Genomic DNA, 22351 nt, shown 5'->3' with positions numbered 1-22351 from the left:
AAAAGGAAGCTGCATGCAACTGAACAAACTGATCGGCGCCGCCGCCCTGATGGGCATGGCCGCCGCCGCCTGCGCCCAGGAAACCGTCGTCCGCATCGGCCACAGCGGCCCCCTGTCGGGCTCCCAGTCCTTCGCCGGCAAGGACAATGAAAACGGCGCGCGCCTCGCCGTCGAGGAACTCAACGCCAAGCCGATCACCGTCGGCGGCAAGAAGCTCAAGTTCGAACTCGTCTCCGAGGACGACCAGGGCGATCCGAAGTCCGGCGTGAGCGTGGCGCAGAAGCTGGTCGACGGCGGCGTGAAGTTCATCGTCGGCCCCTACAACTCCGGCGTGGCCATCCCCGCCTCGCGCGTCTACAGCGAGGCCGGCGCGGTGGTCGCCACCGTCGGCTCCAATCCGAAGATCACCGAGCAAGGCTACAAGAACCTCTACCGCATCAATGCCAGCGACACGCAGCTCGGCGGCAAGATGGCGCTGTACGCCGCGAAGGAACTCAAGCTCAAGAACGTGGCGGTCGTCGATGACCGCACCGCCTTCGGCCAGGGCGTTGCCGAGGAATTCAAGAAGCAGGCGCGCGTTTCCGGACTGACCGTTGCCGGCCATGAATTCACCAACGACAAGGCTTCTGACTTCACCCCGATCCTGACCAACCTGAAGGCCAAGAAGGTCGATGCCATCTTCTTCGGCGGCTACGCTCCCCAGGGCGGCCCGATGGCGCGCCAGATGAAGCAGCTCGGCCTGAACGCCAAGCTGCTCGGCGGCGACACCATCTGCGCGCCGGAAATGGGCAAGCTCGGCGGCGACGCCGTGGGCGAGAACGTGCTGTGCGCCCAGGGCGGCGCCATCCTCGACAAGGCCGCCAGCGGCGCCGACTTCAAGGCCAAGTACAAGAAGCGCTTCGGCCAGGACCCGGACGTCTATGCCGCTTCCTTCTATGACGGCGTGATGCTCTACGCCGACGCCATGAAGAAGGCCGGTTCGGTCGAGCCCGCCAAGGTGGGTGCCGAAGTCGCCAAGAACAGCTACAAGGGCGTGGCCGGCACCTATGCCTTCGACGAGAAGGGCAACATGCAGCAATCCCCGGTGACGATCTTCACCTTCAAGAACGGCCAGCCGGTTCCGCTGACCAGCTACTAAGCCGCACCCCTCCGTTCCAGCCGCCCCACCCCCGCCCCCTTCCTGTCAGGGGGCAAGGGGAGGGGGCGCGCTCCTTGCGTTGAGTCACGACGCCGCCAAACCGGCGCGCTACGCTGGATCCATCTTTCATTTCCTCCATGCTGAAGGATGGATGCCATTGACTGGATCATTTCCATGCCTGGCGCGGACCGCCGCCGACAAGACCTCACCGCGCAGATGGCGCTGCGCGCCTGCGTCGTCTTCATCTACACGCTGCTCCTCACCGGGGCCGGCAAGCGGCGCTTCATGGTAAAGGCCTCCGCGCTGGACGAGGTGAAGATGCACCGCTTCGTCGCCTGGCCGAGCGGGCAACTCAGCGTGGTCAAGGAATAGCCGGTGGCCGCCGCCGATCTCGCCGCCGACGATGCCCGCGCCGCCGCGCGCCAGGTCGGCCTGCGTTACGTGAACGACAGCATGAATGGCATCCGGCGGCAGGCGGCGGGCAGCGGCTTCCGCTATGCCGACGCCGACGGCAAGCCGGTCAGGGACGAGGCGACGCTGGCCCGCATCAAGGCGCTGGCCATTCCGCCGGCCTGGACCGAGGTCTGGATCTGCGCCCACGACAAGGGCCACATCCAGGCCACCGGGCGCGATGCCCGCGGACGCAAGCAATACCGCTACCACGCCAAGTGGCGCATGGTGCGCGACGAAGCCAAGTATGGCCGCATGGTGGCGTTCGGCAAGGCGCTGCCCGGGATGCGCAAGCGCGTCGAGGAAGACCTCAAGCGCCGCGGACTGCCGCGCGAGAAGGTGCTGGCCACCATCGTCTACCTGCTGCAGGCCACCATGATGCGCATCGGCAACGAGGAATACGCGCGCAAGAACAAGTCGTTCGGATTGACCACGCTGCGCGACAGGCACGTCCGCATCGATGGCAGCGAAGTGGAATTCCGCTTCCGCGGCAAGAGCGGCGTCTACCATTCGATCAAGCTCGACGACCCGCGCTTGGCGCGCATCGTGCGCAGCACCCGCGACCTGCCGGGGCAGGAACTGTTCCAGTACATCGACGACGACGGCGAACAGCGCACGGTCGGCTCGTCCGACGTCAACGACTACCTGCGCGAGATCAGCGGCGAGGATTTCACCGCCAAGGATTTCCGCACCTGGTCCGGCACCCTGCTGGCCGCGCTGGCCCTGCAGGAATATGAAAAGTTCGATTCGGAAGCCCAGGCCAAGAAGAACGTCGTGCGGGCCATCGAAAGCGTCGCCGAGCGCCTCGGCAACACGCCCAGCATCTGCCGCAAATGCTATGTGCATCCGGCGGTGATCGAGTCCTACATGGACGGCACCATGCTCGAAGCCCTGCGCCGCCGGGCGCGGGAAGAAATGGAGAACGACCTGCATGCGCTGCGGCCCGAGGAGGCCGCGGTCGTCGCCTTGCTGCAGGAAAGGCTGGCCGCCTGACGGGGGACGCTGCCCGATGGCTTGTCGTTTCCATATCAGCCCGGGAAGATGCAATAATCCCGGTTTCCCCCCACCATGGAAACGACGCAATGATCCTAGAACTCGCCGACATCCGCATCCATCCGGGCAAGCAAGCCGAATTCGACGCCGCCATCCAGCGCGGCGTGGAGGAAGTGATTTCCAAGGCCAAGGGCTTTTGTGGCTACAAGGTCAACAAGGGCATCGAGTCGCCCGAGCGCTACGTCCTGATGATCTTCTGGGAAACGCTGGAAAACCACACCGTCGATTTCCGCCAGTCGCCCGCGTTCACCGAGTGGCGCGCCATCGTCGGGCCTTTCTTCGCGTCGCCGCCGAGCGTGGAGCACTTCACCCTGCTGGCGAAATCGGCGGAAAAACCGGATTGACGGCTTGACGGCATTGGACAGACGGGGGGACGGCAGTGTTATGATGTTGAAGGATGGCAAGATGCGGGCTGTCATTGCCTCCGTCTTGCCCAATGCGCCCAACCCGGAGTGAGGTCATTTATCCATGTCTTTCAGTGCTGATGCCGTCGTCCTGGCGCTCCTCGTCCTGCTGGCCCTGACCGTGGCCGGGATCATTGCCTTCGCGGTCGCCGTCAAGCTGCGGGCCGGACGCGAGAAGCAGAACATCCAGGCCATCAGGAGCACCATCCTCGATTATTTCCGCCGCAGCGGCGTCGAGGTGGCGGTGACCTGTACCCGGCTCGGCGGCGAGCACTACGTCGCCATGGTCGAATCCGAACCGATGAAGCGGTTCCGCCTTTCCCACATCATCGAAATGACCCTGCGCGAACACGTGCGCAAGAGCAGCGGGCTGGAACTCGACAAGATCTTCTGGCGCTTCCCGGTCAAGCAGGCCAGCGGTGGCCAGGATGCCACGCAAGCCAAGGTGGACCAGAACTCCGACGACTACATCAACGAAGGGCTGGAGCACTACCGCCACATTCCCAAGCCGGACGTCGAGGAACTCTCCTGGGAGCATTTCGAGCAGGAACTGAAGAAGGACGGCAAGTAAGCCGCTCCGGATGCGCCGGTGATGTGACCGCGCGCAACACCCGCGCCGCCGCGGGTTGCCAGCCTGCCGGGCGCGGCGTAATCTGAGGAAACGATTCACTCAAGGGCATGAAGAGCCGGCACGACCGGCGCCGGCATGTCCCGCCACCGGCATGACCACGCTTACCCAGCCCCATGTCAAGCTGCGCCCGCTGGAGCGCAACGACCTGCACTTCGTCCACCAGATCAACAACAACAGCAACATCATGCGTTACTGGTTCGAAGAGCCCTACGAGGCCTACGTCGAACTGGTGCAGCTCTACGACCGCCACATCCACGACCAGAGCGAACGCCGCTTCATCATCGAGAACGACGCCGGCGACCTCGTCGGCCTGGTCGAGCTGGTGGAGATCAACTACATCCACCGCCGCGCCGAATTCCAGATCATCGTCGCGCCCGCTTGGCAGGGAAAGCGTTATGCGGAGCGCGCCACGCAGCTCGCCATCGAGTATGCGTTCACGGTGCTCAACCTCTACAAGCTCTACTTGCTGGTCGACAAGGAAAACCAGGCCGCGATCCACATCTACGAGAAATGCGGCTTCCAGCGCGAGGGCGAACTGATCGGCGAGTTCTTCGTCAACGGCGTCTATCGCGACGCCTATCGCATGTGCATGTTCCAGCGGGCCTACCTCGATGCCCGCCATGCAGTCACGCATTCTCGCTGACGTTCTTCCCGAAGGGCATTCCCGCGGCGCCGCGCATACCGGCCCGCAGGGGAACCTGCTCAACAAATAACTTACTAACTTGCTCACACATGTTACGTGGCGCCATGATTCATGGAGGCCATGGCATGCCGTCTCGCCAACCCCTGTTGCAGCAACGCTACGGAGGCACAGATCATGCAAGACCATGCAGCAAGCCCTGGCTCGCCAGGTATCCGGCGGCCGGATTCCCAGCCGCTCCTCAGCCAGCAAACCGCTTTCCCTCCTTCCGGCATCCATGCCGATTCCCGTTCCCCCAGACATGCGCCCGTGCATGGCGTGGCCTATAACGCGCCAGGCCAGGAAGCTTCACGCGCCAGCCAGTTCGCGAATGCGCTGGGCTGGTTCAGCATCGGCCTCGGCCTTGCCCAGCTGCTCGTGCCGCGCCGCCTGTCGCAGGCCATCGGCGTGCCGGACAGCCCGGTGGTCATGCGCGCCCTCGGCGCGCGTGAGATTGCCGCCGGCGTCGGCCTGCTGCAAAAGGAAAAGCCGACCGGCTTCCTGTGGGCGCGGGTGGCGGGCGACGCGATGGACCTGGCCCTGCTCGGCGCGGCCGCCCGCTCCGGCAATGCGCAGCGCAACCGCATCGCCCTGGCCGCGGCGGCGGTGGCCGGCATCGCCCTCGTCGACCTGCTGACGAGCGTGGAGCATACGCAGCAGAACCAGACTTTGGTGAGCGCCGACGGCGCGGTCCATGTCTTCAAGACCATCACCATCAACCGCACGGCGGAAGAGTGCTACCGCTTCTGGCATGACTTCGAGAATTTCCCGCGCTTCATGAAGCACCTGCAGTCGGTAGAGATCACCGGCGAAAACCGCATGCACTGGGTGGCCAAGGGACCGGCCGGCACCTCGGTGGCCTGGGATGCGGAGCTCGTCGCCGACCAGCCGGGGCGTTACCTGGCATGGCGCTCGCTGGAAGGCGCCGACGTCGACAACGAAGGCACGGTGCACTTCGAGCCCGCATCGGGCGGACGCGGCACCGTGGTGCGGGTCGAGCTGCAGTACCGGCCGCCGATGGGCGCCGCCGGCGCGCTGGTAGCCAAGCTGTTCGGCGAGGAACCCGAGATGCAGGTCGACGAAGACCTGCGGCGCTTCAAGTGGCTCATCGAGACCGGCGAGATCCCGACCACGGTCGGCCAGACCTCCGGTCCGCGTGGCGTTCTTAACCGACTGTTATGGAGAAAAGGAGCACCGGGATGAAAGCGAACTGCTGGATGGGCAAGAAGGATGTGCGGATCATGAACGTGCCCGATCCCACCATCCTCAATCCGCGCGATGCCATCGTCAAGATCACCTCGACCGCGATCTGCGGCTCCGACCTGCACCTGTACAACGGCTTCGTGCCGACGATGGAGAAGGGCGACATCATCGGCCACGAATTCATGGGCGAGGTCGTTGAGCTCGGTTCCGAAGTCAAGAACCTCAAGATCGGAGACCGGGTCGTCGTGCCGTTCCCTATCGCCTGCGGCCAGTGCTTCTTCTGCCAGGAACAGCTGACCTCGGTGTGCGAGAACTCCAATCCGAATGCCTGGATGGCGGAAAAGATGTGGGGCCATTCGCCCTCGGGCATCTTCGGCTATTCCCACCTCACCGGCGGCTATGCCGGCGGACAGGCTGAATACGCCCGCGTGCCGTTCGCCGACGTCGGTCCGATCAAGATCCCCGACGGCATGACCGACGAACAGGTGCTGTTCCTGTCCGACATCCTGCCCACCGGCTACATGGCCGCCGAGGCCTGCGACATCAAGCCGGGATCGGTGGTCGCGGTGTGGGGCTGCGGCCCGGTCGGCCAGTTCGCCATCCAGAGCGCCTGGCTGCTCGGCGCGGAGCGCGTGATCGCGATCGACCGTTTCCCCGAGCGCCTGCGCATGGCGCGCGAGATCTCGAAGGCGGAAACGATCGACTATGAGGAAGTGAACGTCATCGACGCCTTGAAGCAGATGACCGGCGGGCGCGGCCCGGACGCCTGCATCGACGCGGTCGGCATGGAAGCGCACGGCGCCGGCGCGGTCGGCGTCTATGACCGGGTCAAGCAGGCGATGATGCAGGAAACCGACCGGCCGGTCGCCCTGCGCGAAGCCCTGCTGTCCTGCCGCAACGGCGGCGTGGTGTCGATCCCCGGCGTCTATGGCGGCTTCCTCGACAAGATCCCCTTCGGTTCGATCATGAACCGGTCGCTGACCATCAAGACCGGGCAGACCCATGTGCACCGCTACATGAAGCCCCTGCTCGAGCGGATACAGCGCGGCGAGATCGACCCGACCTGCGTCATCACGCATACCTTCTCGCTCGACGACGCGCCCTACGCGTATGATATTTTCTGCAACAAGCAGAACGACTGCATCAAGGTGGTATTGAAGCCATAGGCGAGTCTTGCGGATAGGCATTCCGGCTCCGGTCATGATAAGGTGTCAGGCATCATGCATCCGGAGTCCGGCCATGCTCGCCGCCCCCATTCCAGACGATGACAACGAGCGCCTCGCAGCCTTGCGCGCCTTGCTCATCCTCGACACCCCTCCCGAACAGCGCTTCGACAAGATCGTGGCTTTCGCCAGCCAGGAATTCGACGTGCCGATCTGCCTGATCTCGCTCGTCGACGAACGGCGCCAGTGGTTCAAGGCGCGCGTTGGCCTCGAACCCTGCGAGACCGGGCGCGACATTTCCTTCTGCGGCCATGCCATCCTCCAGCCCGACATCATGGTGGTGGAAGATGCGCACGCGGATGCGCGTTTCGCCGACAATCCGCTGGTGACCGGCGATCCCTTCATCCGTTTCTATGCCGGCGCGCCGCTGCTCATGCCCGGCGGCCATGCCGTCGGCACGCTGTGCCTGATCGACACCCGGCCGCGCCGCCTCGACGCGGTGTCCATGGCGATCCTGACCAGCCTGCGCGACCTGCTCGCGGAGGAGTTGGCATCGGCTCCCGTGGAGGAGGCGCCCGATGTCTGACCAGAACGCCATGCTGCTGCTCGAACCCGATCCGCTCCTGCGCCGCACGGTGGTGATGACCGCGCGCTCGATCGGGCTGGCTCAGATCAACGAAGCCAGCAGCGTCGGCATCGCAAGCCGCCTCCTGCGCGAACGCGCCTTCGACGGCGTGATCCTGGCCCTCGACTTCGGCGACCGCAAATACGACCAGTACGACCTGACCCTGCTCGACCATATCCGCACCGGCGATTCCGCCAGCAAGCCGGACATTCCCATCGCGGTGATGCTCGATCACTGCGACGCGGCATTCTTCCATGAGCTGCGGCTGCGGAACGTGCAGCGGGTGATCCTCAAGCCGTTCCGCGCACGGTCGCTGCTCGACACCTTCGCGCAGTTCTGCGGCGGCATGGAGCAATCGGGCGACGCCCTGGCCGCCTGATTCAGGCGGGCTGGCTGGCTGCGTCGCCCGCGGCCGGCCCCGCGGGCGATCCCAGTCGCGCGCGCAAGCCGTAGGCAAGCACCGTCAGCTGGGCGGCGACGTTGAGCGACACCACACCCGCGAACAGCATGTTCTTCACCACCAGCAGCGCATACAGGATGCTGACCACGGCGATCGCGATCCAGCCGCTCCACGACAGCAGGGATATCGATTTCCTGGCATCGGGGTTGTGGTGGTACTTAAGGATTTGCGGGATATACAAGGCGGACGCGATGACGCCGGAAATGCCGTACAAGACGCTGAGCAGGTGTTCCATGAATGACAGCCAGGGTGCGTTCCGCCGTCGGGCGGAATGGAAGCGGGAGTAAGGGGAATTGTAGCGATCGGAATCGCCGGGCTGTCGTTCGCCGTGGAAAAAAACCGGAATCGCGCGGAAGTCAGTCGTGCTGCCGCAACGCTGACAAAATATCCATTGCAGGTCAGTCAAGCACAGTGGTTGCTGGCTGTGCCTGCCCGCCGCCGTGCATCGCGCGCAGCGGCGGGCCATGCGGGCGATGCGTTCAATCGTTCGCCTTGCCCGCCACCATGCTTATCCGCCGAAGTACGGATCGCCGGCCATGTCATGCCGGTTGCCGTAGTAGTTGCCGCTCATGCTGGTGCCCGCTTCGCTGCCGGAAGAGCTCGCGCCGTATCCCATGTTGCTGCCGGAACTGGTGCGTCCGCCCGTGCCGGCGCAAGCTGCCATGAGGAATGCGCTTGCGATGATGATGATTGTTTTCATGTTGGCCTCCTGGAGTAAAAAAGTACTGCCCCCCTGAGTCCATTCATCATAGGGCGCGGTTCCTGGATTACTAATGCAGCCATGCTGCATTGCGGCGTTCGTTGAGCGCTCTCAAACAATGCGCTGGAATGGGGCGGCCGATGAATCGTTCCGGTGCGGGGCCATGCTTACCGTTTCTTGTCCGCGTTTCGGGCGGCAGCGACTGCCTGCATGGCATGAAGGGCAGCGAGGGAAGGGATGCCTTCCGCTACAATCGGACACCTCCATCTTTCGTGACCATGATGCTTCCTTTCCAGATCCGCCCGGCACAGGCCGGCGACGTGCCCGCGGTCTTCGGCATGATCCGCGAGCTTGCCGATTTCGAGCAGCTGTCCCATCTCGTGGTGGCGACCGAGGACAGCCTGCGCGACGCCTTGTGCGGCGCGCGGCCGTCCTGCGAATGCCTGGTCGCCGAGATCGATGGCGCGCCGGTTTCCTTCGCCTTGTTCTTCCATAACTTCTCGACCTTCCTAGGCCGCAAGGGCCTGTACCTGGAAGACTTGTACGTGAAGCCGGCGCATCGCGGCAAAGGCATTGCCACTGCCATGCTGCGGCGCCTCGCCCAGCTGGCGGTCGAGCGCCAGTGCGGGCGCTTCGAGTGGTCCGTGCTGGACTGGAACGTGAACGCGATCCGCTTCTACGAAGGCATGGGCGCGACTGTGCTGCCCGACTGGCGCATCTGCCGGGTGACCGGGGACAGCCTGCGGGACATGGCCGGCGCGCCGCCGGCTGCCTGATTGGCCGATTGCCTGAATCCGCGGTCCGGCGGCGCGCGTACAAGCTTCGAGCCCTTCGTCCATGCGAGCCCCACATGAAGTCATTGCTTTTCCTTTTTCTTGCCTGCCTCGCGGGGAGCGCCGGCGCCCATGAGTTCTGGGGCGAGGCCGAACCCTTCCGCGCGGCACCAAACGAGCCGGTCGCCGTGCGCCTGCGCGTCGGGGAATACTTCAACGGCGACGTCGTTCCGATCGCCAGGCCGCAGGCGGCCATGCTCAAGCTGGTCCACGATGGCGAAGAGTTCGACATACGCCAGCAATTGCCCGCCGAGCGCGCGCTGCCCGAGATGAAGCTTGCACTGCCCGCGGAGGGCGCCTGGATGCTGGCCTTCGATAGTTACCCGAGCAGCATCACCCTGCCCGCGGAAAAGTTTCATGCCTACCTGCATGACGAAGGACTCGACGCCATCATCCGCAAGCGCGAAGCCGACGGCAAGCAGAACGAGCCGGGCCGGGAGCACTACCGCCGCAACGTCAAGATCATGATGCGCGCGGGCAGCCAGGCATCCACCACCCATGCGGCCCGGACCGGGCAGCGCTTCGAGATCGTGCCGGCGGAGGATCCGACCACCCTGCCGGCCGGGAGCACGCTGCACCTCCAACTCCTGTTCGATGGCAAGCCGGCTTCGGGCGTCCTGCTCAAGGCCTGGCACCGGCACGAACGGCAGGTGCTCATGATCCGCGCCACCACCGATGCCCAGGGAAAGACCAGCGTCAGCCTGCCCTACGCCGGCATGTGGATGCTGAGCGCGGTGCACATGCTGCCGGCCGGCCCCGAGGCGAAGGAAGCGGACTGGGACAGCTTCTGGGCCAACCTCAGCTTCGCCTTGCCGGAAAAATAAGCTGCGCTAGAACAAACGGATTCCTCCGGGACATGCGATGATGCGGCGACATTCTTGGCGCAATGCCAAGAATCCTGGCCAACGACATCAACGAAATCCACAGCATCCACAGAAGGAGGAGTCATGAACATCCGCTTCGCCGCGTCCGCCGGCATCGCCGCCAGCGCCATCCTGCTATCCGCCTGCGCCGGCATGTCGGGCCCCAAGCCGATCGCCGTCGCCGACCTCAAGCCCACCCAGGGCAACAACGCGGGCGGCACGGTGAGCTTCATCCAGAAGGGCGACCAGATCCTGGTGGATGCCCGCATCGATGGCCTCGCGCCGGGACAGCACGGCTTCCACGTGCATGAGAAGGGCGATTGCAGCGCGCCCGACGGCATGAGCGCCGGCGGTCACTTCAACCCTGGCAGCATGAACCATGGCGGTCCCTCGCATGACAACCACCATGCCGGCGACCTGGGCAACGTCGAGGCCGACGGCAGCGGCAAGGCCAACCTGCAGGTCACCTTGCCGGGCAAGCAGGTCAGCATGAAGGAAGGCGATGCGAACAGCATCATCGGCAAGGCGCTGATCGTGCATGCCGACCCGGATGACTACAAGACCCAACCCACCGGCAACTCCGGCAAGCGCGTGGCCTGCGGCGTCGTCAAGCCGGTCTGATTCGCGTTCGAAACATCCTTGGGCAAAGAAAAAGGGGCGCATCGAGCGCCCCTTTCCGCATCATGGCCGTACGCCCGGTTCAGCGCGTGATCGGCTTGTAGCGGATCCGCTTGGGCTTCGCGCCTTCCTCGCCGAGACGCTTCTTCTTGTCGGCTTCGTACTCCTGGTAGTTGCCGTCGAAGAACACCACCTGGGACTCGCCCTCGAAGGCGAGGATGTGGGTCGCGATGCGGTCGAGGAACCAGCGGTCGTGGGAAATCACCATCACGCTGCCCGCGAATTCCAGCAAGGCGTCTTCCAGCGCGCGCAGGGTTTCCACGTCGAGGTCGTTCGAGGGTTCGTCCAGAAGCAGCACGTTGCCGCCCATGAGCAGGGTCTTGGCGAGGTGCAGGCGGCCGCGTTCGCCGCCTGACAGGTTGCCGACGATCTTCTGCTGGTCGCCGCCCTTGAAGTTGAAGCGGCCCAGGTAGGCGCGCGACGGCATCTCGAAGCGGCCCACGGTCAGGATGTCGGCGCCGTTCGACACGTCTTCCCATACCGTCTTCTTGTTGGACAGGTCGTCGCGCGACTGGTCGACCAGCGAGACCTTCACCGTCGAACCGATCACGATCTCGCCGCTGTCCGGCTTGTCCTGGCCGGCGATCATGCGGAACAGCGTGGATTTGCCCGCGCCGTTGGGGCCGATGATGCCGACGATGGCGCCCGCCGGGATCTTGAAGCTGAGGTTGTCGATCAGCAGGCGGTCGCCGAAGGCCTTGCTCACGTTCTTGAACTCGATCACTTCATTGCCCAGGCGCTCGGCCACCGGAATGAAGATTTCCTGCGTTTCGTTGCGCTTCTGGTATTCGTGCTCGGACAGCTCGTTGAAGCGGGCGAGACGGGCCTTGCTCTTGGCCTGCCGGCCCTTGGGGTTCTGGCGCACCCATTCCAGTTCCTTCTGGATGGTCTTCTGGCGGGCGGATTCGGTGGACTCTTCCTGCTTCAGGCGGGCTTCCTTCTGCTCCAGCCAGGAACTGTAGTTGCCCTTCCAGGGAATGCCGTGGCCGCGGTCGAGTTCGAGGATCCATTCGGCGGCGTTGTCGAGGAAGTAGCGGTCGTGGGTGATGCCGACCACCGTGCCGGGGAAGCGCTGCAAGAACTGTTCGAGCCAGTCCACCGATTCGGCGTCGAGGTGGTTGGTCGGCTCGTCGAGCAGCAGCATGTCGGGCTTGGACAGCAAGAGCTTGCACAGCGCGACGCGGCGCTTTTCGCCGCCGGACAGCACGCCGATCTTCGCGTCCCAGGGCGGCAGGCGCAAGGCATCGGCGGCCAGTTCCAGCTGCTGGTCGAGGTTGCCGCCGCCGGCGGTGGCGATCAGCGCTTCCAGGCGCGCCTGCTCGGCCGCCAGCGCATCGAAATCGGCGTCGGGTTCTGCATAGGCGGCGTACACCGCATCCAGCTTGGACTGCGCCTCGGCCACTTCACCGAGGCCGGACTCGACCGCCTGGCGCACCGTCATTTCCGGATCGAGCTGGGGTTCCTGCGGCAGGTAGCCGATGTTGAGGCCCGGCATGGGCACGGCCTCGCCTTCGATTTCCTTGTCGATGCCGGCCATGATCTTCAGCAGCGTGGACTTGCCCGAGCCGTTCAGGCCGAGCACGCCGATCTTCGCGCCGGGAAAGAACGACAGCGAAATGTCCTTGAGGATCTGGCGCTTGGGCGGGACGATCTTGCCCACGCGGTTCATGGTGTAGACGTATTGAGCCATAGGGGATGCGGTGATGGGTCGGGAAATGGGAAGAGTGCAAGGATACCCGATTTCCATGCCGGTTCAGGCCGCCGATCCAGGCAAGTTAAAACCCTGATTGCAGGATGGAAATTTTTGATCTGAATCAACGATTTTGCTGCGACGCAAAATTAACCTTGCTGCACTTTCAACGACAGCAAAAAGAAGGACACACCATGAAGAAAGCCGCAGCCATTCTCGTTCTTGCCACACTCGGCGCCCTCGCAGGCGAAGCCATGGCCCAGCAGCAGGGTCCGTGGCTGGTGCGCGCCCGCGTGGTCAACATCGACCCGGCCAACAAGTCGGACGCCGGCGGCCCGCTGGCCCTGCCCGCCAATGCCATCACCGTCAGCAGCAAGGCGATTCCCGAAGTCGACATTTCCTACTTCCTGACGCCGAACATCGCCGCCGAACTCATCCTGACCTATCCGCAGGAGCATGACGTGTACCTGAGCGGCAGCAAGATCGGCACTTTCAAGCACCTGCCGCCGACCCTGACCGTGCAATACCACTTCGCGCCGGCCGCGCAGTTCAGCCCCTACGTCGGCGCCGGCGTGAACTACACCAACATCTCCAAGGTGAACCTGCTCAATGGCGGCGCGACGCTGGACAACCACAGCTTCGGCCTTGCGCTGCAGGCTGGCGTGGATTTCAAGCTCGACAAGAACTGGTTGCTCAACCTGGACGTGAAGAAAGTGCAGATTCGCAGCGACGTGTATTCGGGTGGGGCTACCATCAGCCGGGTGAAGGTTGATCCGTTGCTGGTCGGCTTGGGCGTCGGCTACCGCTTCTAATGGATAGCGGGGGGCGTTGGCATCCCCGTCAACCTCTGTCATCCCCGCGAAGGCGGGGATCCCATTTTTCCCACCTTACCCCATCAAGCAGCGCCCGCCCTGCCGCGCCACGTCCGCCACACGCCTTCCATCGAATACACCGCGAGCGCGCTCCAGATCAGCGCGAACCCCACCAGCCGCGCGCCGCCGAATGGTTCATGGTACAGCCACACTCCCAGCAGCAATTGCAGCGTCGGCCCGATGTACTGCAGCATGCCCAGCAGCGACAGCGGGATGCGGCGCGCGCCGGCGGCAAACATCAGGAGCGGAATCGCGGTGATCGGCCCGGCCGCGGCCATCAGCAGTTGCTGCGGCGTCGATGCGCCGAGGAAGGCATTGCTTCCATCCATCGTCAGCACCGCCAGGTAGCCCAGGGCCAGCGGAAACAGCAGCAGTGTTTCCAGGGCAAGCCCTTCGAGCGCGCCCAGAGCCGCGGTCTTGCGCAGCAGGCCATACAGGCCGAAGCTGCCGGCGAGCGACAGCGCGACCCATGGCAGCTGGCCGGTTTGCCACGTCAGCCAGGCCACGCCGGCTGCGGCCAGCCCGACCGCGAACCACTGTACCGGACGCAGCCGTTCGCGCAGCAGCAGGAAGCCGAGCAGCACGTTGACCAGCGGATTGATGAAGTAACCCAGGCTGGAATCCACCACGCGGCCGTTGTTGACCGCCCAGATGTAGATGAACCAGTTGGTGGAAAGCAGCAATGCGCTCGCGGTGAAGCCTGCCAGCACCTTGGGCCGGCGCATCACGTCGGCGAGCCAGGCCCATTGGCGGCGCCACGTCAGGACGATCACGAGGAAGACCAGCGACCACAACATGCGGTGCAGGAGGATCTGGGCGGGAGGAATGGATTGCAGGGCCTTGAAGTAGAGGGGAAAGAGCCCCCATGCCGCGTAGGCGCCGGCCGCGAAGAGTATGCCTTGGTTCATGAGCGGAATTATCCCAGCATTGCCGCTTCCTTGCCCGACGTGCCCTGCGGCCGTTTCGGGTAGCATGGGACTTGTTTCCACCACATCGATTTTCATGACCGCCACGTCTCCCAAGCCCGCGCCGCTCTCCATGATCAACATGATCCGCCAGTCGGCATGGGCGCAATCGCTCACCTCCGACCAGATGGCGCGCGTCGAGCAGGACATGGTCGAACGCCACGTGCCGGCGGGCGCGACCGTGTGCCGCAAGGGCGAGCCGGTCGAGTTCTGGATCGGCACCATCGAAGGCTTGCTGAAGATGAGCAGCGTCTCGCCTGAGGGCAAGCCCATCACCTTCACCGGTGTGCTCGATGGCGCCTGGTTCGGCGAAGGCTCGCTGCTGAAGCCGGGGCCGCGCCAGTACGACGTGGTCGCCCTGCGCGATTCGCATCTCGCCCTCATGCCGCGCGCCACCTTCCACTGGCTGCTCGACAGCAGCATCGGCTTCAACCGTTTCGTCATGACCCTGCTCAACGAAAGGCTGGGCATGTTCATCTCGCTGGTGGAATACGACCGCATGCTCGACACCGACGCCCGGCTGGCGCGCTGCCTGGCGGCGCTCTACAACCCGCACCTGAACCCGGGCATCAGCCTCTCGCTCAAGATTTCACAGGAAGAGATCGGCCTGCTGGCGGCGGCGTCGCGGCAGCGGGTGAACGGGGCATTGAGAAAGTTGGAAGAGGCGGGACTGCTGAGGCTGGAATACGGCGGCATCACGGTGCTCGACCTCGACGGCCTGCGCACCTTCACGGGCTGATCGCGCTGGAGGGAAGCGCAGGGCCGCGAAGGCCCTGCGCCGGAGATCACATGTTGCGGCGGTACTGGCCGCCGACCTCGAACAGCGCATTGCTGATCTGGCCCAGCGAGCACACGCGCACTGCATCCATCAGCACCGCGAACACGTTGCCGTTGCTGATGACGGCCTGCTGCAGGCGTTCCAGCACGGCCGGGGCGGCCTTCGCGTTGCGCTCCTGGAATTCGGCAAGGCGCTCGAGCTGCGACTGCTTCTCGTCCTCCGTCGAGCGTGCCAGTTCCAGTTGCTGCGGAATCGTATCGCCCTTCGGGTTGCGGAAGGTGTTCACCCCGATGATCGGCAGCGTGCCGTCATGCTTGAGGTGCTCGTAGTACATCGACTCTTCCTGGATCTTGCCGCGCTGGTAGCCCGTCTCCATCGCTCCCAGTACCCCGCCGCGCTCGGCGATGCGCTCGAATTCCTGCAGTACCGCTTCTTCCACCAGGTCGGTCAGTTCCTCGATGATGAACGAACCCTGGTTCGGATTCTCGTTCTTCGCCAGCCCCCACTCGCGGTTGATGATGAGCTGGATGGCAAGCGCGCGGCGCACCGATTCGTCGGTCGGCGTGGTGATCGCCTCGTCATACGCATTGGTGTGCAGCGAGTTGCAGTTGTCGTAGATGGCAATGAGCGCCTGCAGGGTGGTGCGGATGTCGTTGAAGTCGATCTCTTGCGCGTGCAGCGAGCGGCCCGAGGTCTGGATGTGGTACTTCAGTTTCTGGCTGCGGTCGTTGGCGCCGTACTTGTCGCGCATCGCCACCGCCCAGATGCGCCTCGCCACCCGGCCCAGCACCGTGTATTCGGGGTCCATGCCGTTGCTGAAGAAGAACGACAGGTTGGGCGCGAAGTCATCGATGTGCATGCCGCGGGCGAGGTATGCCTCCACGAAGGTGAAGCCGTTCGACAAGGTGAAGGCAAGCTGCGAGATCGGGTTCGCTCCTGCCTCGGCGATGTGGTAGCCCGAGATCGACACCGAGTAGAAGTTGCGCACCTGGTGATGCACGAAGTACTCCTGGATGTCGCCCATGACCTTGAGCGAGAACTCGGTGGAGAAGATGCAGGTGTTCTGGCCCTGGTCTTCCTTGAGGATGTCGGCCTGCACCGTGCCGCGCACGTTCTGCAGCACCCAGGCGCGGATCTTGGCGGCTTCGTCGTCGGTCGGCTCGCGGTGGTTGTCGGTGCGGAACTTCTCCATCTGCTGGTCGATGGCGGTGTTCATGAACATCGCCAGGATGGTGGGCGCCGGGCCGTTGATGGTCATCGATACCGAGGTCGCCGGATGGCACAGGTCGAAGCCGTCGTACAGCACCTTCATGTCGTCGAGCGTGGCGATCGACACGCCGGAGTTGCCGATCTTGCCGTAGATGTCCGGGCGCGGGGCCGGATCGGCGCCGTAGAGCGTCACCGAATCGAAGGCGGTGGACAGGCGCTTGGCGTCCATGCCGGCCGACACCAGCTTGAAGCGGCGGTTGGTGCGGAAGGCGTCGCCCTCACCGGCGAACATGCGGGTGGGGTCTTCGTTCTCGCGCTTGAAGGCGAACACGCCGGCGGTGTAGGGGAAGGAGCCGGGGACGTTTTCCAGCATCAGCCAGCGCAGCACTTCGCCATGGTCGGCGTACTTCGGCAGGGATACCTTGCGTATGGTGTTGCCGGACAGCGTTTTGTAGGTCAGGCGGGTGCGGATTTCCTTGTCGCGGATCTTCACCACGTAGTCGTCGCCGGAATAGGCCTGCTGCATGTCAGGCCACATCGCCAGCAACTTCTTCGCTGCCGGGTCCATCGCGCCGTCACGCTCGTCGATCACGTCGTCGAAGTCGGCGCTCTTGCCCGCGGCGGACAGCATGCGCCTGGCCTCCTGCAGCTGCTGGCGTTCGCGCGCCAGCGTCACCTGCTTCTGCACCTGCTTGTGGTAGCCGCGCACCGTGTCGGCGATCTCCGCCAGGTAGCGCGTCCTTGCCGGCGGCACGATGGCGTTCTTGCCCGACGAGTAGCGCACGTCCACCGGCGCGAGCCTGCCTTGCCTTGCCTTCAGGCCGTGTTCCTTCAAGGCCGGCAGCAGGCCCTGGTAGAGCGCGGTCACGCCGTCGTCGTTGAAGCGCGAGGCCTGCGTGCCGAACACCGGCATTTCCTCCGGGCGCTTGCTCCATAGCTCGCGGTTGCGCTGGTACTGCTTGGCCACGTCGCGCAGCGCATCCTGCGCGCCCTTGCGGTCGAACTTGTTGATGGCAACGAAGTCCGCGAAATCCAGCATGTCGATCTTTTCGAGCTGCGAGGCCGCGCCGAACTCCGGCGTCATGACGTACATCGACAGGTCCACGTGCGGCACGATGGCGGCGTCGCCCTGGCCGATGCCGGAAGTCTCGACGATCACCAGGTCGAAGCCCGCCACCTTGCAGGCGGCAACGACGTCCGGCAAGGCTTGCGAGATCTCGGAGCCGGCTTCGCGGGTGGCGAGCGAACGCATGAACACGCGCGACTGGCCGTTCCACGGATTGATGGCGTTCATGCGGATGCGGTCGCCCAGCAGCGCGCCGCCGGACTTGCGGCGTGACGGGTCGATGGAAATCACCGCGATGTTGAGCGCGTCGTCCTGGTCGAGGCGGATGCGGCGGATGAGTTCGTCGGTCAGCGACGACTTGCCTGCGCCGCCGGTGCCGGTGATGCCCAGCACCGGCGTCTGGAGTGTGTCGGCCGCGGTGTGCAGTTCCTTCTTGAGCCCGGCGTCGGCGCGGTCGTTTTCGAGCGCGGTGATGAGCTGTGCCAGCGGCCGCTGGCGCTGCGCCATCTCGCCCTCGGTCAAAGCCTGCAGCGAGGTGGGCGCGTAGCCGGACAGGTCGACGTCGCAGGCGGCGATCATGGAAAGGATCATGCCCACTAGGCCCATGCGCTGGCCATCCTCCGGGCTGAAGATGCGGGTCACGCCGTAGGCGTGCAGGTCCGCGATCTCGGCCGGCACGATCACGCCGCCGCCGCCGCCGAAGACCTTGATGTGCTCGCCGCCGCGCTGGCGCAGCAGGTCGATCATGTACTTGAAATACTCGACGTGGCCGCCCTGGTAGGACGATATTGCGATGCCCTGCGCGTCCTCCTGCAAAGCGGCGGTGACGATCTCGTCGACCGAGCGGTTGTGGCCGAGGTGGATGACTTCGGCGCCGTTGGCCATCAGGATGCGCCGCATGATGTTGATCGAGGCGTCGTGGCCGTCGAACAGCGAGGCGGCGGTGACGAAGCGGACCTTGTTGGCGGGCTTGTACTCGGTAAGCTTCTTGGATTCGGAGAGATCGGTCATGGGCGGTGTCTCGCGGTGTCTCGTTTCGGGAATGGTGGAGCGCCAGGGGCGGGTGGCGATGACGTTTACGTTAACGTCAATCTAGCACAGCGTCAAATGCCAGTTCGTCATCCGGACGACAAAGATGATAACGCCATCCTCCGCGCCCCGCGAGACGGTAAGGATGGCGTTGATGGCGGGCAATGCTCAGGCGGCGTGCGGCAGGCCGGCGCCGGCTTCCCGGTATTTCGCTTGCAGGACGGCAAGCTCGGCATGGTAGGCTTGCACCGCCTTCTCCTTGACGTGCCCAAAGCCGCGCACCTTGTCCGGCAAGGCCGCGATCTCGACCGCGAGCGCATGATTGCCGGCCGACAGCGTGTCGAGCAGGCCCAGTACCGTGTCGCGGTATTCGGCGATCAGCCGCCTTTCCATGCGGCGTTCGGCGCTCATGCCGAAGACGTCGAGGGCGGTGCCGCGCAGCCGGCGCATCCTTGCCAGCAAGCCGAAGGCCTTCCACATCCATGACCCGTACTCGGCCTTCACCAGGTGGCCCTGGGCATCCTTCTTCGCCAGCAGCGGCGGGGCGAGGTTGAATTTCAGGGTGAAGTCGCCTTCGAACTGCTGTTTCAGCTTGTCCATGAACTTGCCGTCGGTATAGAGGCGCGCCACCTCGTACTCGTCCTTGACGGCCAGCAGCTTGAAATAAGATTTCGCCACCGCCTTCGACAGCTTGTCGCCGAGCTTGCGCTCCGCTTCCACGGCGCTGACCTTGTTCACCAGCTCCGCGTACCGGGCGGCATAGGCGGCATCCTGGTAATCCGTCAGGAAAGCCACGCGGCGCTTGAGCAGGCCGCCGAGGGTTTCCGGCATGTGCATGACGACCGGCGTGCCCGGCACGGCGATGCGCTCCACCCGTGCCAGGTCGACCGCCGCGCGGCGGCCCCACAGGAAGCTTTTCTTGTTGGCCTCGATGGCCACGCCGTTGAGTTCGATGGCGCGCAGCAAGGCCGCTTCCGAAACCGGCAGCGCGCCTTTCTGGCAGGCGAAGCCGAGCATGAACAGGTTGGTGGCGATCGAGTCGCCCATCAGCGCGGTCGCAAGCCGGGTGGCGTCGATGTAGTCCGCGCGCTCAGCGACGGATTCATTGATCAATGCCTGCACGGCATCGAAGGGAAACTGCCAGTCCGGTTGCTTCGCGAAGTGCCCGGTCGGTTGCTGGTGGGTGTTCACCACCGCCCGGGTGCGGCCGGGCCGCATCTTGGCGATGGCGTCCTGCGCACCGGCGGTCAGCATGTCGCAGCCCAGCACGAGGTCGGCCTCGCCGGTGGCGATGCGCTGCGCCCGGATGCGCCCGGGTTCGCGGGAAATGCGGATGTGCGAGGTGACCGAGCCATTCTTTTGCGACATGCCGGTCATGTCGAGCACCGACACGCCCTTGCCTTCGAGGTGGGCCGCCATGCCGATCAGCGCGCCGATGGTGATCACGCCGGTGCCGCCGATGCCGTTGAGCAGGATGTTGTAGGGCGCGTCGCAGGGCGGGATGACGGGTTCGGGCAAGGCGCCGAAATCGTCTTCCTTCGCCGTACCGGTCTTCGACTTCTTCAGCGTGCCGCCTTCCACCGTGACGAAGCTGGGGCAGAAACCCTTCACGCAGGAATAGTCCTTGTTGCACGAGGACTGGTCGATGGCGCGCTTGCGGCCGAATTCGGTTTCCAGCGGCAGGATGGAGGTGCAGTTCGATTGCACGCCGCAGTCGCCGCAGCCTTCGCACACCGCGTCGTTGATGAACAGGCGCTTGGCCGGGTCGGGGTACTCGCCCTTCTTGCGCCGGCGGCGCTTCTCGGCGGCGCAGGTCTGGTCGTAGATCAGCACCGACACGCCCTTGACCTCGCGCAGCTCGCGCTGCACCGCGTCCATGTCCTTGCGGTCGTGCAAGGTAACGACGGACGGCAAGGCGGAACGGTCGGCGTAGCGCGACAGGTCTTCCGTCACCAGCGCGATGCGCTGCACGCCTTCGGCCGCCATCTGCTGCGCGATCATCGGCACGGAGATCGTGCCGTCCACCGGCTGGCCGCCGGTCATGGCCACCGCGTCGTTGTAGAGGATCTTGTAGGTCATGTCGACCCTGGCGGCAACGGCAGCCCGGATGGCAAGGTAGCCGGAATGGAAATAGGTGCCGTCACCCAGGTTCTGGAATACGTGCGGCACCTTGGAGAACGCCGCCTGGCCGATCCAGGGCGCGCCTTCGCCGCCCATGTGGGTCGTCAGCTTGTTGAATTCCGGATAGATCGCCGTGGCCATCACGTGGCAGCCGATGCCGGCCAGGGCGAAGCTGCCTTCCGGCACCTTGGTCGAGGTGTTGTGCGGGCAGCCCGAGCAGTAGTAGGCCGGGCGCGGCGGCGTATTGACCGCCTTGGTCAGCACCTTGTCCTTGGCTTCGAGGAAGGCGAGGCGCGCCTTGATCAGGTCGCTGGTATGCGTCGGCAAGCCGAGGCGCGCGATGCGCTGGGAGATCACCCGGGCGATCTGCGCCACGGAAAAGTCGGCCTTGGAGGTCAGCAGCCAGTCGCCGCGCGGATGCACCCATTCGCCTTTCTCGTCGAATTTGCCGATCACGCGCGGGCGCACGTCGTCGCGCCAGTTGTAGAGCTGTTCCTTGAGCTGGTACTCGACGATCTGGCGCTTTTCCTCGACCACCAGGATCTCCTCCAGGCCTTGGGCGAACTCGCGCACGCCGTCCGGTTCCAGCGGCCAGGGCATGGCCACCTTGTAGACGCGGATGCCGATGTCGGCCGCCATCGTTTCGTCGATGCCGAGTTCCTCCATGGCTTCGAGCACATCGAGGTAGGACTTGCCGGAGGCAATGATGCCCAATCGGGCATCCGGGCTGTCGATGGTGGCGTGGTTGAGCTTGTTGGCGCGGGCATAGGCCAGCGCGGCGTAGATCTTGTAGTCCTGCATCAGCGCTTCCTGCTTGCGCGCCTGGATGCCGAGGGTATCGGTGGAAAGGCGGGTGTTCAGGCCGCCTTCCGGCATGACGAAATCGTCGGGGTAGCTGATCCGGAGGCGGAACGGGTCGGCGTCGACCGAGGCGGTGGATTCGACGGTATCGGCCAGGGCCTTGAAGCCGACCGCGCAGCCGGAATAGCGCGACATGGCCCAGGCGTGCAGCCCGAGGTCGAGGTATTCCTGCACGTTGCACGGGTAGAGCACCGGGATCATGCAGGCGGCGAAGATGTGGTCGGACTGGTGGGGCAGGGTGGATGAATAGGCGCCATGGTCGTCGCCGGCCACCAGCAGCACGCCGCCGTGCTTCGCGGTGCCGGCGTGGTTCATGTGCTTGAAGACGTCGCCGCAGCGGTCCACGCCCGGGCCCTTGCCGTACCACATGGCGAACACGCCATCGTATTTGGCCGGGCCGATCAGGTCGACCGTCTGCGTTCCCCAGACGGCGGTGGCGGCGAGGTCCTCGTTCACGCCCGGTACGAAGCGGACATGATTTTCCTCAAGCAGCTTCTGCGTCTTCCAGAGGGTTTCGTCGAGTCCGCCGAGGGGCGAACCGCGATAGCCGGAGATGAATCCGGCGGTGTTCAGGCCGACCGCGAGGTCGCGTTGCCGCTGCATCAGGGGAAGGCGGACCAGCGCCTGGATGCCGGACAGAAAAATCTTGCCGGTGGTGGAGGTGTACTTGTCGTCGAGCTTGACGGGGGCGAGGGCAGGCGCGCCGCTGGATGCGGAATCGGCCTTCCCAGCAGTGGCCACTGCTGTGTCGGTCATCAGGGTGTCTCCAAAAGGTTATTTCAGATAGCGCCTGGCAGGTCGGCCGCCGGGTAGGGCGGAGTCGTGCCAGGAAGCAGGGCCGGGGTACCAGCCTTGACGGCGGTTCATTGAAAGAATCGCC

Annotated in this window: 21 protein-coding genes; 15 read left to right on the top strand and 6 right to left on the bottom strand. The window is 64.8% G+C overall.

What is annotated here, in order from left to right; all coding sequences use genetic code 11:
• Window positions 1-13 precede the first annotated feature (13 nt).
• The 10 genes from G3574_RS19095 (at window position 14) to G3574_RS19050 (ending at window position 7725) form a co-directional block, all read left to right on the top strand.
• On the top strand, window positions 14-1138 hold the full coding sequence (locus tag G3574_RS19095; RefSeq protein WP_163966758.1) for a branched-chain amino acid ABC transporter substrate-binding protein: 1125 nt from the start codon (window positions 14-16) through the stop codon (window positions 1136-1138).
• A gap of 174 nt (window positions 1139-1312) precedes the next feature.
• A complete protein-coding gene (locus tag G3574_RS19090; protein WP_163966755.1) occupies window positions 1313-1510 on the top strand; it encodes a hypothetical protein in 198 nt (65 codons plus the stop codon).
• Window positions 1511-1513: 3 nt separating this feature from the next.
• The gene (locus G3574_RS19085; protein ID WP_328804815.1) at window positions 1514-2581 is read left to right on the top strand and encodes a DNA topoisomerase IB; all 1068 of its coding nucleotides are present in this window, start codon (window positions 1514-1516) and stop codon (window positions 2579-2581) included.
• 89 nt (window positions 2582-2670) lie between these two features.
• Window positions 2671-2985 carry an antibiotic biosynthesis monooxygenase family protein gene (locus G3574_RS19080; RefSeq protein WP_163966753.1) on the top strand — a complete coding sequence of 105 codons (315 nt, stop codon included), beginning with the start codon at window positions 2671-2673 and terminating at the stop codon, window positions 2983-2985.
• A 124-nt stretch (window positions 2986-3109) separates the two neighbouring features.
• Entirely contained in the window at window positions 3110-3616 is a 507-nt protein-coding gene (locus tag G3574_RS19075) for a hypothetical protein (protein WP_163966750.1), read from the top strand.
• Window positions 3617-3767: 151 nt separating this feature from the next.
• Window positions 3768-4319 carry a spermidine N1-acetyltransferase gene (speG, locus tag G3574_RS19070; protein ID WP_163966748.1) on the top strand — a complete coding sequence of 184 codons (552 nt, stop codon included), beginning with the start codon at window positions 3768-3770 and terminating at the stop codon, window positions 4317-4319.
• A gap of 174 nt (window positions 4320-4493) precedes the next feature.
• A complete protein-coding gene (locus tag G3574_RS19065; RefSeq protein WP_163966745.1) occupies window positions 4494-5558 on the top strand; it encodes an SRPBCC family protein in 1065 nt (354 codons plus the stop codon).
• Window positions 5555-6724: a zinc-dependent alcohol dehydrogenase gene (locus G3574_RS19060; protein WP_163966742.1), complete on the top strand. Its 1170-nt coding sequence runs from the start codon at window positions 5555-5557 to the stop codon at window positions 6722-6724. Before G3574_RS19065 ends, G3574_RS19060 begins: the two co-directional genes overlap by 4 nt.
• Window positions 6725-6797: 73 nt before the next feature.
• Window positions 6798-7307 (top strand): GAF domain-containing protein, encoded by a 510-nt coding sequence (locus G3574_RS19055; protein WP_163966739.1) that lies wholly within the window; start codon window positions 6798-6800, stop codon window positions 7305-7307.
• Complete coding sequence (locus tag G3574_RS19050) at window positions 7300-7725, top strand: response regulator (protein ID WP_163966736.1); 426 nt, start codon at window positions 7300-7302, stop codon at window positions 7723-7725. Before G3574_RS19055 ends, G3574_RS19050 begins: the two co-directional genes overlap by 8 nt.
• A gap of 1 nt (window position 7726) precedes the next feature.
• Here G3574_RS19050 and G3574_RS19045 read toward each other — a convergent pair whose 3' ends face one another.
• Window positions 7727-8041, bottom strand: coding sequence for a hypothetical protein (locus G3574_RS19045; protein ID WP_163966732.1), 315 nt, complete (start codon window positions 8039-8041; stop codon window positions 7727-7729).
• 273 nt (window positions 8042-8314) lie between these two features.
• Complete coding sequence (locus tag G3574_RS19040; RefSeq protein ID WP_163966729.1) at window positions 8315-8506, bottom strand: hypothetical protein; 192 nt, start codon at window positions 8504-8506, stop codon at window positions 8315-8317.
• A 278-nt stretch (window positions 8507-8784) separates the two neighbouring features.
• On the opposite strand from G3574_RS19040, the gene G3574_RS19035 reads away from it, so the two are divergent.
• From G3574_RS19035 to G3574_RS19025, 3 genes are all read left to right on the top strand, one after another.
• Window positions 8785-9282: a GNAT family N-acetyltransferase gene (locus G3574_RS19035; protein ID WP_163966726.1), complete on the top strand. Its 498-nt coding sequence runs from the start codon at window positions 8785-8787 to the stop codon at window positions 9280-9282.
• A gap of 74 nt (window positions 9283-9356) precedes the next feature.
• On the top strand, window positions 9357-10163 hold the full coding sequence (locus G3574_RS19030; RefSeq protein WP_163966723.1) for a DUF4198 domain-containing protein: 807 nt from the start codon (window positions 9357-9359) through the stop codon (window positions 10161-10163).
• Between the two features lie 123 nt (window positions 10164-10286).
• Complete coding sequence (locus G3574_RS19025; protein WP_163966721.1) at window positions 10287-10823, top strand: superoxide dismutase family protein; 537 nt, start codon at window positions 10287-10289, stop codon at window positions 10821-10823.
• Between the two features lie 79 nt (window positions 10824-10902).
• Here G3574_RS19025 and ettA read toward each other — a convergent pair whose 3' ends face one another.
• The gene (ettA, locus tag G3574_RS19020; RefSeq protein WP_163966718.1) at window positions 10903-12570 is read right to left on the bottom strand and encodes an energy-dependent translational throttle protein EttA; all 1668 of its coding nucleotides are present in this window, start codon (window positions 12568-12570) and stop codon (window positions 10903-10905) included.
• A 194-nt stretch (window positions 12571-12764) separates the two neighbouring features.
• Here ettA and G3574_RS19015 point away from each other — a divergent pair, with 194 nt between their 5' ends.
• Complete coding sequence (locus G3574_RS19015; protein ID WP_163966716.1) at window positions 12765-13382, top strand: OmpW/AlkL family protein; 618 nt, start codon at window positions 12765-12767, stop codon at window positions 13380-13382.
• An 83-nt stretch (window positions 13383-13465) separates the two neighbouring features.
• Here the strand turns inward: G3574_RS19015 and rarD are convergent, their stop codons facing one another.
• Window positions 13466-14350 (bottom strand): EamA family transporter RarD, encoded by an 885-nt coding sequence (rarD, locus tag G3574_RS19010; RefSeq protein WP_163966713.1) that lies wholly within the window; start codon window positions 14348-14350, stop codon window positions 13466-13468.
• 94 nt (window positions 14351-14444) lie between these two features.
• On the opposite strand from rarD, the gene G3574_RS19005 reads away from it, so the two are divergent.
• The gene (locus tag G3574_RS19005) at window positions 14445-15146 is read left to right on the top strand and encodes a Crp/Fnr family transcriptional regulator (protein WP_235953521.1); all 702 of its coding nucleotides are present in this window, start codon (window positions 14445-14447) and stop codon (window positions 15144-15146) included.
• 46 nt (window positions 15147-15192) lie between these two features.
• Here the strand turns inward: G3574_RS19005 and icmF are convergent, their stop codons facing one another.
• Both icmF and G3574_RS18995 read right to left on the bottom strand, forming a co-directional pair.
• Window positions 15193-18471: a fused isobutyryl-CoA mutase/GTPase IcmF gene (gene icmF, locus G3574_RS19000; RefSeq protein ID WP_163966710.1), complete on the bottom strand. Its 3279-nt coding sequence runs from the start codon at window positions 18469-18471 to the stop codon at window positions 15193-15195.
• Between the two features lie 186 nt (window positions 18472-18657).
• Entirely contained in the window at window positions 18658-22227 is a 3570-nt protein-coding gene (locus G3574_RS18995; RefSeq protein WP_163966707.1) for an indolepyruvate ferredoxin oxidoreductase family protein, read from the bottom strand.
• Window positions 22228-22351: the final 124 nt, after the last annotated feature.

Origin of the sequence: Noviherbaspirillum galbum, assembly GCF_010974945.1 — a bacterium.
Lineage (GTDB): Bacteria > Pseudomonadota > Gammaproteobacteria > Burkholderiales > Burkholderiaceae_D > Noviherbaspirillum > Noviherbaspirillum galbum.
This window is presented reverse-complemented; position numbering and strand designations above follow the sequence as displayed.